Here is a 456-nt window from a genome sequence, read left to right on the forward strand (position 1 = left end):
GGATGGTAAAGTTCCTGTTGGTTTGCAATTTGTTAACGCTGTAAAAGGGGGTAACGTTCCTAAAGAATATATTCCATCTGTCGAAAAAGGATTTAGAGAAGCGATGAAAACAGGTCCATTGGCAGGTTATCAAGTGGACAGTTTAAAAGTTACTTTAACAGACGGATCATTTCACCCTGTGGATTCTGATGCGCTATCTTTTGAGTTAGCGGCAAGAATGGGTTACAGAGAAGTAGCTAAAGCTGCTGGAGCTGTTATTCTTGAGCCAATCATGAAAATGGAAGTGATTACACCGGAAGAAAACATGGGAGATATCGTTGGTGATATCAACCGTCGTCGTGGTCAGGTGAATGATATGGGAGATAGAGCGGGTGCAAAAACTATCAAAGCTGATGTGCCATTATCAGAGATGTTCGGATATGTAACAACATTAAGAACACTTTCTTCTGGTAGAGC

At 41.2% G+C, this 456-nt stretch carries 1 pseudogene; it reads left to right on the forward strand.

The features are described 5' to 3' along the window. Positions 1-456 (forward strand): annotated as a pseudogene (fusA, locus tag MW871_RS16295) (elongation factor G); the annotation flags it as partial.

This window comes from Flavobacterium pygoscelis (assembly GCF_023162025.1).
Lineage (GTDB): Bacteria > Bacteroidota > Bacteroidia > Flavobacteriales > Flavobacteriaceae > Flavobacterium > Flavobacterium pygoscelis.